Genomic DNA, 9,344 nt, shown 5'->3' on the forward strand with positions numbered 1-9,344 from the left:
CTGCGCTGGATCGGCTCATGGGCACCTGCGTCCGACCGCGCTCCCGCCGACCGGAAAGGGGGGGCTCCGACGACCCGGCGGGACGCAATGCCCCGCCCGCGGGCGCTCCCTGCTCCGCGGCAGGGCGTGCCCGTCGGGCCGATCGACGCCGTTGACGGTATGGTTCCGGTTAACATGGGCCTCGGAGGATCGTCAACGCACCCTAGACTGCCGGATGGTGCGCCCCGATCAGATCGCAGCAAGGTTAACCGAACGTTATGCGTCGGCCCGATTCGGCAAAACACCTCGCCCAGCGCGCAGGCACCGATCTTCGCGGCCGGAGGTGGGGTATCGCTATTGACGAGACGCGCTCGAGGCCGCGGACGAATGCTTCGCGGCGCCTGCGCGTGCGGCAGGGCCCGCGGGCGGATCAGGCGGCCTGTAAGCCGGGTTCTGTAGGGCTCCGGACGCCTTGCGGCGCCCGGAACGTGGCAGCCATTCCTCTGGGACGACCGTTGCCGGCCGCCTCGAGCAACCAACCCGGGCGACTGGCCTGGAGAGAGGGCCTGCGGCTCCCTCGCGGGTGGCCGCGCGCCGCCCCTATTCGGTCTTGCTCCCGGTGGGGTTTGCCGTGCCGTCCGCGTTGCCGCGTCCGCGGTGCGCTCTTACCGCACCCTTTCACCCTGACTCCGTGGCGGGCCCGAGGGCCCGTCGGAGCGGTCTGCTCTCTGTGGCACTGTCCCTGGGGTCGCCCCCGCCGGAGGTTATCCGGCACCGTCTCTCCATGGAGCCCGGACTTTCCTCCCCGGGCGCGAGCGCCCGGAGCGGCCGCCCGGCCGCCTGATCCGCGGCGGGGATGCGCCGCGGGCGGTCCCGCGTCAAGGACGGTCGACGGGCCTGCCCGGCGATTGGGCAGGCCTGGATTTCGGGCAGACGGTTGCGGCGGTCCGCGCGCGGGCGCACCCTCCACTTCGAGGTCGGCGCCCGGCGCGCGAGACGATCCTGCCGGCGGGCACCCCTCTTCAGAGGAGAGAGCCATGACGGAGACGACCTGGACGCTCGATGCCGTGCAGATCCTGCGCGAACTCGCCCGCGCGGGCATCCCGCCCGCGGTGATCAGCCTGAAGCTCAAGCGTCCGGTCGAGGCGGTGCGGGCCAAGCTCGCCGAACTCGGCATCACGCCCGCGGCCGCGCTCTGAGGTCCCTACCAGCTTCCGGTGTTCTCCATCGAGGCCCAGGGCTCCTGCGGCGGCTTCGCGCCGCCCTTCTGCAGGATCTCGATGGAGATGCCGTCGGGCGACTTCACGAAGGCCATGTGACCGTCGCGCGGCGGGCGGTTGATGGTGACGCCCGCCTCCTTCAGCCGCGCGCAGAAGGCGTAGATGTCCTCGACCTGATAGGCGAGGTGCCCGAAGTTGCGCCCGCCCGTGTAGGTCTCCGGGTCCCAGTTGTAGGTCAGCTCGACCAGCGGCGACTTCGTGCTCTCGGCCCGCGCGACGTCGCCGGGCGCGGCCAGGAAGACCAGGGTGAAGCGCCCCTTCTCGTTCTCGACGCGCCGCACCTCCTTCAGGCCGAAGATCTCGACGTAGAAGTTCAGGGCCCGGTCCAGGTCGGCGACCCGGACCATCGTGTGCAGGTATTCCATCTGTCCTCACCCTGGCGCGGCGCCGCCGAGGCGGGGCGCCCTCGCCGCTGATCTAGGGCGGGGCAGCGGAAGGCCAGCCTTCACGCCTCGGCCAGCGCCACGGCGCGGGCGGGCGGCAGGTTCTGGCGCAGCTCGCGCGTGACCGCGCTCGAGGCTGCCACGGTGCCGAGATTGGCGAAGGTCTCGTGGTTCTTCTCGATGGCGGAGAGGTCGTAGAGGTAGTTCACCATCAGTCCGTAGGACTGCCGCAACCCCTTGCGGGAGACGTCGCCCAGGAAGTTGATCCGCTCCAGCCGGGCGCCGTTGCCGAGATGGAAGCGGGCGACCGGGTCGAGGGGACGGCCGCGCGGGTTCTTGGCCCGCAGGAAGTAGGCGGCCGCCGCCGGGATCAGGGCCTTGCGCACCGCGTCGGCCTTCGCCTTCTCGGTGCACCAGTCGGGCTCGTCGAGGAGCCGCAGGGTCTCGACGTCCTCGCGGGTCAGGCCCTGCGGGGCGTCGGCCCGGCGCTCCCGGTCGAGCCAGGCGGCGAAGCCCGGCACCGGCGAGAGGGTGACGAAGGTCTTCAGGCCCGGGATCTCACGGGCGAGATCCTCCACCACCTGCTTGATCAGGAAGTTGCCGAAGGTGACGCCGGCCAGGCCCCGCTGGCAGTTCGAGATCGAGTAGAAGATCGCGGTCGTGAAGGCGCGCGGGCTCAGCGTCCGGCGCTCCTCGCTCAAGATCGGCGCGATGGCCGGCGCGATCGCGTCGGTGAGCGCGACCTCGACGAAGATCAGCGGCTCGTCCACCAGCGCCGGATGGAAGAAGGCGAAGCAGCGCCGGTCCTTCGGCTCGATGCGGCGGCGCAGGTCGTCCCAGCCCTGGATCTCGTGCACCGCCTCGTAGCGGATGATCTTCTCCAGGATGTGGGCGGGGGTGGTCCAGTCGATCGGGCGCAGCACCAGGAAGCCGCGGTTGAACCACGAGGCGAACAGGTGCTCGAAATCGGCGTCGAGGCTGTCGATCGCGTCGGTGACCTCCGGCGGGCAGGCGGGGTCGTCGCGCAGCGCCTTGCGCAGGTCGAACAGGTCCTCGCGCATGCGCACCAGCGCCAGCGTGCCGTCGCGGGCGAGGTTGAGCCGGCGGATCAGCTCCTGGCTGCGCGGCTCCACCGCCGTGTGGAGCGCGCCGAGGCGCGCGCGGCTCGGTTCGGCCCGGTAGGCGGCGATGGCCGCATCGACCGCGGCGTGGTCCGCGTCGAAATCGACGGCGATGCGGCGCAGGAAGTCGTGACGCTCGGGCCCCGAGAAGCTCGCGTAGCGGTCGAGGATCAGGCGGGCCAGCGCCACGCCCGAGGCCTCGCCGCGCCGCGAGATCAGGTCGTCGCAGAGCTTGACCAGTTCGGCTGCGCTGGCGCGCGAGGCGAGGTCGCCCCGGCTTATGCCGATGAGGTCGCGGCCGCGGTCGCTGATCGTCTGGATCAGGTCCCCGAAGAAAGAGCTCGCCGCCATGCCTCGCCCGTCCCTCGCCTACCGTCCCGGACGCGGTCGCGCCGCGCGACGGTCGTCCTGTGGCCCGCCCGTTTCTACGGCGGAAGCGTCGCCGCGGCCAGGGCCCGCGGCAAGAGGCCGGGGACCAAGAGACCGGGGATCAAAAGGCCGGGCACCGAGAGGCCGGGCATCACGCGCCGGTCCTGCGCCGGCGCCTCCGGAGCGTCAGACCCGGCCGCCCTCGGCGATCACCGCGCGGTCGGCGCGCTCGCGCCAATCGCCGACGCCGTGCTGGCGTGCGAAGCGCAGCTCCGCGGCGCGCAGCGCGCGCTCGGGGTCGCGCGCCCGCTGGATGCCCACCGAGCCGACGGTGAAGGGAACCCCCAAGATCTCCCTGGCGAAGTCGATGCGGTAGTTCGACACGCGGAACTCCCTGATCGTGTTGCGGTTGCACCGGAGCCCGGCCGAATCGGATCGGGCGATGGCTAGGATCACCGTCATATAGGAGACGACGAATCCGCCGCCGCCAAGAGCGGAAGGCGGTCCATTCGGTACGCGCGGGCGCGATGCAGCGCTTTTTCGCGAGCCCGGAGCCCTAGCCGGACCCGGATATGGGGGCCCGATCCCCCGAATGAAGGCGGTGCGCCATTCTCCCGCGCCCCTGCCCTGCGGCCGTACCGGTTGTCAGGGTGCCCCGGCCGGCCTAACCGGCCCATCCGTCCTACCCCCGGAGCTCCACGAGGCCGCGATGCGTTCCACCCGTCCGTTGTCGGCCCGCGCATGACCGGAAGTCCGGATCCGGCCGGTTCGCCGACCGGTTCGCTGACCCCTCGGGCGCGCCTCGGCCTCACGCTGATCGCGGGCGGGGCGGTCGCCAACATCTACTACAACCAGCCCCTGCTGGCCTTGCTGGCGGGCGAGTTCGGCGACGCGGCCGCCCTCTGGGTGCCGGCGGCCTGCCTCGTCGGCTACGGGCTCGGCATCGTCGGGCTGGTGCCGCTCGGCGACGGCCTGCCCCGGCGCAGCCTCATCGTGGGGCAGCTCCTGGCGTTGGCCCTGGCCCTGGTCGCCGCCGGCCTCAGCCCGAACCTCGCGGGCCTGGCGCTCGCCAGCCTCGCCATCGGCATTCTGTCGTCGGCGGCGCAGCAGGCGGTGCCCTTCGCGGCCGAGCTGGCGCCGGACGCCTCGCGGGGCCGCGTCGTCGGCCAGGTGATGACGGGGCTCCTCACCGGCATCCTGCTCGCCCGCACCGCGAGCGGCTTCGTGGGCGCGCATCTCGGCTGGCGGGCGGTGTTCCTGGCCGCCGCCGGCGTGGCGCTCGCGATGGCGGGGATCGCGCGGGCCACCCTCCCGCATACCCCGCAGACCCGGCGCCTGCGCTACCGCGCGCTGATGCTGTCGATCCTGCACCTCGCCCGCACGCAGCCGGTCTTGCGCCGCGCGAGCCTGTCCCAGGCGCTGCTGTTCGCCGGCTTCAACGCCTTCTGGGTGACGCTGGCGCTCCTCGTCGAGGCGGAGCCCTTCAACCTGACGGCTGCGGGCGCCGGCCTGTTCGGTGTGATCGGCGTGGCGGGCGCGCTGGTGGCGCCGCTGTCGGGCCGCTTCACCGACCGGCGCGGGGCGCGGCCCGTCGTGGTCGGCGGCGCGGTGCTGGTGATGGCGGCCTTCGGGGTGCTCTGGGCCGCCGGGCAATGGTCGCTCGCGGCGGTGGCCGTGGGCGTGCTCCTCATCGACATCGGCCTCAACGGCGCGCTCATCGCCAACCAGACCCAGGTCTACGCCCTGGCTCCGGGCGCGCGGGGGCGCCTCAACACGGTGCTGTTCACGGTGATGTTCGTGTTCGGGGCGGCGGGCGCCTTCGCGGGCTCGCAGGCCTTCCTCGCCGCCGGCTGGCCCGGCGTCTGCGCGGTCGGGCTCCTGCTGTCGGGCGCATCGCTCCTCGTGGCGCTCCGCGGGCCGCGGACCTGAGCGCCTACCTCAGCACCCGCGAGAGCCGGCACCACTGCCCCTTGTCCGCCGGCAGGCCGAAGCGGAGCAGGTCCGACCGGTCGGCGAAGCGCCGCACGTAGATCCCGGCCGCGCCCAGCCGCTCGAACAGGCCGGGCGCGTCCGCGAAGCGCGCCAGCCGGAACAGGCAGGTGCCGCCGACGATCGCGCCGCCGGCCCGCGCCAGCATCCGGTCGAGCCGCGCGGCGTCGGCGGCGCGCGCCGCGGCGGCCGCCTCGCGCCACGCCCGGTCGGCGAGCGCCGCCCGGCCGACCGCCAGCGCCGGCCCGGAGACCGCCCAGGGCCCGAGCGCCGACGCGATCCCGCGGGCCGTCTCCGGAACCGCGAGCGCGAAGCCGAGGCGCAGGCCCGCCAGCCCGTAGGTCTTGCCGAAGGAGCGCAGCACGACGAGCCCCGGCAGGAGCGCGCCCGCGAGGCTCGCGGCCGATTCGAGGTCGCAGAAGGCCTCGTCCACCACGAGCAGGCCGCCGCGCCGGCCGAGATCCCGCGCCAGTGCGATCAGGTCGCCGGCCGGGAGGACGCGCCCGTCCGGATTGTTCGGGTTGACGGCGACGACGACCGAGGCGTCGCCCGCCGCGGCTAGATCCGGGACGGCGGCGACGGCGTGGCCGCCCCGCCCCCAGGCGGCGGCGTGCTCGGCGTAGGTCGGCCCGACGACGGCGACGCGGGCGGGCTGCACCAAGCGCGGCAGGGTCTCGATCAGGATCTGCGTGCCGGGCGCGGCCGCCACGTAGTCCGGGTCCGGTGCGCCGTAGGCCTCGGCGGCCGCCGCGCGGAGCGCTGCCTCGTCGGCGGCCGCGGGCAGGCGCTGCCACAGGCTGGCGTCCAGCGCCGGGCACGGATAGGGAACCGGGTTGATCCCCGTCGAGAGGTCGATCCAGGGCTCGGGTGCCGCCGGGAACAGGGCGCGCGCCGCCCCGAGATCGCCGCCATGCGCCGCCGGAGCGGTCTCGACTTTGCCGGTAGCCCGATGCTCTGGACCGCGCTCGCTCATCCGCCCGCCACGTTCGCCGTCCTGGCCCTGGCGCTCGCCGTGGAGGCCTTCGCCGGCTACCCGGACGCGCTCTACAGGGCGCTCGGCCACCCTGTCACCTGGATCGGCCGGCTGATCGCGGCCCTCGACCGGGGGCTGAACCGGGGCTCCTCCGCGCTGTGCCGGGCAATGGGCGTGCTGGCGTTGGTCGTCCTGCTCGCCGCGGTCGGCGCGGCAGCGCTCGTCCTGACGATTCTGGCGGGCCTCGCCGGGGCCCAGGCGGGCCTCGTTATCCTGGCGCTCCTCTGCGCCAGCCTGCCCGCGCAGCGCAGCCTGCACGACCACGTCGCGGCCGTCGCCCGCGCCCTGCGGGACGAGGGGCTGCCGGGCGGGCGCCGGGCGGTGTCGATGATCGTCGGGCGCGACCCCGAGACGCTCGACGAGGCCGCGATCTGCCGCGCCGCGATCGAGAGCCTCTCCGAGAACTTCTCCGACGGGATCGTGGCGCCGGCCCTCTGGATCGGCCTCGGCGGGCTGCCGGGCGGCGCCCTCTACAAGGCGGTCAACACCGCCGACAGCATGATCGGCCACCGCACCCCGCGCCACGAGGCCTTCGGCTGGGCGGCCGCGCGCCTCGACGATCTCGTGAACCTGCCGGCCTCGCGGCTCACTGCCGGGCTGATCGTCGCCGCAGCGGGGTTGCACGCACTGCGCGGTTCGTCGCGCCCCTCGCCCCGCCGCGCCCTCGCGGCGGTTCGGCGGGATGCGCGGCGGCACCGCTCACCCAATGCCGGCTGGCCGGAGGCCGCGATGGCGGGCGCGCTCGGGCTCGCGCTGGCGGGGCCGCGCGTCTACGGCGGCCGCGTGGTGGAGGATGCCTGGATGGGCGATGGGCGGGCCGAGGCCGGCCCGGCCGATATCGAGCGGGCGCTCGCGCTCTACCGGACGGCCTGCCTGCTGCTCTGGCTGCTGGCGCTCACGGCGGCCGGGCTAGGGTTCCTGCTCGTCTGAGGGCGACCTCGCCGGACCGATCCGGAAGAGGCTCCCCCCTCTCCCCGCGCGCGGGGAGAGGCCTGTCCGCACCTCGTTGTGCGGACAGGAAGCGAAGGCGCAGCCGGAGCGGTGGTGGGGCTTGAACGGAAGAGCCTCCTCCGTCGAAGCCCCCTCACCGTCGCCTGCCGGCTCGCTCAGCCGACGACGAGGTCGCCCGAGCCCTGTCCCCGCACGGCGGGGAGAGGGGATCCGGCAGTCTACGCCGTGCGCGGCGCCACCGGCTCGATCGCCACGCCCCGCCGCGCGGCGTCGCGGCGGAGCGCGGAGAGCACCACGAACATCAGGCAGGCCCCGAGCCCCAGGCAGGCCGCCAGGAAGTACATCGGCGCGAGGTCGCTGCCGCTGCGGTCGCGGATGAAGGGCACCGCGTTCTGGCTGATGAAGCCGCCGAGGTTTCCCACCGAGTTGATCGCCGCGATGCCGGCCGCCGCGCTCGCGCCCTTGAGGAAGGTCGGCGGCAGGGACCAGAACACGGGCTGGGCCGAGAAAACGCCCGCCGCCGCCACGCACAGGCAGGCGAACTTCAGCGCGGACCCCGGCAGCACCACGCTCAGCACCAAGGCGGCCGCCGCCACGAGCCCCGGCACCACCACGTGCCAGAGCTGGTCGCCGGTCCGCGCCGCGCGCCGGGGCACCCACCACAGCGCGAAGGCGGTCACGAGCCACGGCACGATGTTGATGAAGCCGTTGGCGGTGTTCGAGGCGCCGAACCCCTTCACCACGGTCGGCAGCCAGTAGCTCAACCCGTAGGCCGCGAGCGGGAAGGCGACGTAGACCGAGGCCAGCATCCAGACCCGCCGGTCGAGCAGCGCGCCGAACGGGTTGTGGTGCTCGACCTGGCCCCCGCTCTCGCGCTCGTGGGCGAGCTGGGCCGAGAGCCACGCCTTGCCTTCCGGCGGCAGCCAGGGCGCCCGCTCCGGTCCGTCCGGCAGGACGCGCAGCACCACGACCGTGAGCACCAGGGCCGGCAGGCCGGTCGCCACGAAGACCCATTGCCAGCCTTTGAGGCCCAACAGCCCGTCGAGGTCGAGGAGCGCGCCGCCGATCGCCGCGCCGACCGCGTTGGCGAAGGCGCTGGCGATCATGAACCAGCCGATCATCCGGGCGCGGTGAGACTGGGGAAACCAGAGCGTGAGCGCGAACAGCACGCCCGGGAAGAAGCCCGCCTCCGCCACGCCCAGCAGGAAGCGCAGCAGGTAGAACATCGAGGTGTTCTGGGTGAAGCCGAGCAGGATCGTGATCAGCCCCCAGGTGAACATGATGCGGGCGAACCAGCGCCGCGCGCCCACCCGCTCCAGGATCACGTTGGCCGGCACCTCGAACAGGAAGTAGCCGAGGAAGAACAGCGAGGCGCCGAGCCCGTAGACGCTCTCGCTGAGCCCCAGATCGCCGACCATCTGCAGCTTGGCGTAGGAGATGTTCTGCCGGTCGATATAGGCGATCAGGTACATCAGCCCGAGCAGCGGCATCAGCCGCAGCGTCACCGTGCGGACGGTGTCGTGCGCGAGGCGCGCATCGACCTGGGGCGGCTCCGGCGTCATGGCGTCCTCCCGCGTCCGGCTCCCGGGCCGGACTTCAGGTGCAGCCTAGGGCGCGCAATCCTAGCGGGCCAGCGCCAGCAGACGCCCGAGATCGACATGCGCCTCGAGGTGTCCGGCGAGCGCGTCGAGCGCCTCCTCGACGCCGGCCTCGTAGGCGTGGCCGCTGGCCCCGGCCCCGAGGCGCGCCAGCCAGGCGGCGCGCTGCCGGTCGTCGGCGAAGAGCCCGTGCAGGTAGGTGCCGCTGACGAGACCGTCCGCCGAGACCGCCCCGTCGAGGCGCCCGTCGGCGAGGCGGACGAGCGGGCGGGCGGCGTCGGGCCCGGAGGTTGCGCCGATATGCATCTCGTAGCCGGTGAGGGGCAGGCCGTCGGCGAGGCTGGTGCCGGTGACGGCCTCCAGCCGCTTCTCGGGCGTCATCACGGTCTCGACGTCGAGGAGGCCGAGGCCCGGCACGGTGCGGGGTGCGCCCTCGATGCCGTGCGGGTCGGCCAGCGTGCGCCCCAGCATCTGGTAGCCGCCGCAGAGCCCGAGCACCCGCCCGCCCCGGCGCAGATGCGCCCGTATGTCGATGTCCCAGCCCTCGGCCCGCAGGGCGTCGAGGTCGTCGATCGTGGTCTTGGAGCCCGGCAGCAGCACGAGCGCGGCGTCGCCCCTGTCTCTTATACACATCTCCGAGC

General features: G+C 73.7%; 8 protein-coding genes, 1 other RNA gene and 1 pseudogene. 3 read left to right on the forward strand and 7 right to left on the reverse strand.

Going from position 1 to position 9,344, the window contains the following annotated elements; all coding sequences use genetic code 11:
• Positions 1–405 precede the first annotated feature (405 nt).
• An RNA gene (gene rnpB, locus AX737_RS10895) (RNase P RNA component class A) lies at positions 406–823 on the reverse strand.
• Positions 824–1,016: 193 nt separating this feature from the next.
• Here rnpB and AX737_RS33135 point away from each other — a divergent pair.
• Complete coding sequence (locus tag AX737_RS33135; RefSeq protein ID WP_156453650.1) at positions 1,017–1,178, forward strand: hypothetical protein; 162 nt, start codon at positions 1,017–1,019, stop codon at positions 1,176–1,178.
• A gap of 5 nt (positions 1,179–1,183) precedes the next feature.
• Here the strand turns inward: AX737_RS33135 and AX737_RS10900 are convergent, their stop codons facing one another.
• The 3 genes from AX737_RS10900 to AX737_RS10910 form a co-directional block, all read right to left on the reverse strand.
• Entirely contained in the window at positions 1,184–1,624 is a 441-nt protein-coding gene (locus AX737_RS10900) for a VOC family protein (RefSeq protein WP_066921238.1), read from the reverse strand.
• Positions 1,625–1,704: 80 nt separating this feature from the next.
• A complete protein-coding gene (locus tag AX737_RS10905; RefSeq protein WP_066921240.1) occupies positions 1,705–3,114 on the reverse strand; it encodes a malonyl-CoA decarboxylase in 1,410 nt (469 codons plus the stop codon).
• Positions 3,115–3,318: 204 nt separating this feature from the next.
• Complete coding sequence (locus AX737_RS10910) at positions 3,319–3,516, reverse strand: hypothetical protein (protein ID WP_066921252.1); 198 nt, start codon at positions 3,514–3,516, stop codon at positions 3,319–3,321.
• Positions 3,517–3,873: 357 nt separating this feature from the next.
• Here AX737_RS10910 and AX737_RS10915 point away from each other — a divergent pair, with 357 nt between their 5' ends.
• The gene (locus AX737_RS10915) at positions 3,874–5,061 is read left to right on the forward strand and encodes an MFS transporter (RefSeq protein ID WP_066921242.1); all 1,188 of its coding nucleotides are present in this window, start codon (positions 3,874–3,876) and stop codon (positions 5,059–5,061) included.
• A 4-nt stretch (positions 5,062–5,065) separates the two neighbouring features.
• Here the strand turns inward: AX737_RS10915 and cobD are convergent, their stop codons facing one another.
• The gene (gene cobD / locus AX737_RS10920; RefSeq protein WP_066921244.1) at positions 5,066–6,094 is read right to left on the reverse strand and encodes a threonine-phosphate decarboxylase CobD; all 1,029 of its coding nucleotides are present in this window, start codon (positions 6,092–6,094) and stop codon (positions 5,066–5,068) included.
• Between cobD and cbiB the strand changes: the two genes are divergently transcribed.
• Positions 6,071–7,084, forward strand: a complete 1,014-nt coding sequence (gene cbiB, locus AX737_RS10925) for an adenosylcobinamide-phosphate synthase CbiB (protein ID WP_066921254.1) — start codon at positions 6,071–6,073, stop codon at positions 7,082–7,084. The genes cobD and cbiB overlap by 24 nt on opposite strands.
• 239 nt (positions 7,085–7,323) lie before the next feature.
• On the opposite strand, the gene AX737_RS10930 is transcribed toward cbiB, so the two are convergent.
• Together AX737_RS10930 and AX737_RS10935 are read right to left on the reverse strand one after the other, a co-directional pair.
• Positions 7,324–8,667: an MFS transporter gene (locus AX737_RS10930; RefSeq protein ID WP_066921246.1), complete on the reverse strand. Its 1,344-nt coding sequence runs from the start codon at positions 8,665–8,667 to the stop codon at positions 7,324–7,326.
• A 60-nt stretch (positions 8,668–8,727) separates the two neighbouring features.
• Positions 8,728–9,344, reverse strand: a pseudogene (locus AX737_RS10935) (cobyric acid synthase CobQ); the annotation flags it as partial.

The sequence above is a fragment of the Methylobacterium sp. CCH5-D2 genome (assembly GCF_001556475.1).
Classification (GTDB): Bacteria; Pseudomonadota; Alphaproteobacteria; order Rhizobiales; family Beijerinckiaceae; genus Methylobacterium; species Methylobacterium hispanicum.

What these genes read in the sequence shown, in the direction of transcription:
- AX737_RS10930 (WP_066921246.1), bottom strand. Translation starts at nt 8,667, where the DNA reads ATGACGCCGGAGCCGCCCCAGGTCGATGCGCGCCTCGCGCACGACACC.
- cbiB (WP_066921254.1), top strand. Translation starts at nt 6,071, where the DNA reads ATGCTCTGGACCGCGCTCGCTCATCCGCCCGCCACGTTCGCCGTCCTG.
- AX737_RS10900 (WP_066921238.1), bottom strand. Translation starts at nt 1,624, where the DNA reads ATGGAATACCTGCACACGATGGTCCGGGTCGCCGACCTGGACCGGGCC.
- cobD (WP_066921244.1), bottom strand. Translation starts at nt 6,094, where the DNA reads ATGAGCGAGCGCGGTCCAGAGCATCGGGCTACCGGCAAAGTCGAGACC.
- AX737_RS10905 (WP_066921240.1), bottom strand. Translation starts at nt 3,114, where the DNA reads ATGGCGGCGAGCTCTTTCTTCGGGGACCTGATCCAGACGATCAGCGAC.
- AX737_RS10915 (WP_066921242.1), top strand. Translation starts at nt 3,874, where the DNA reads ATGACCGGAAGTCCGGATCCGGCCGGTTCGCCGACCGGTTCGCTGACC.
- AX737_RS33135 (WP_156453650.1), top strand. Translation starts at nt 1,017, where the DNA reads ATGACGGAGACGACCTGGACGCTCGATGCCGTGCAGATCCTGCGCGAA.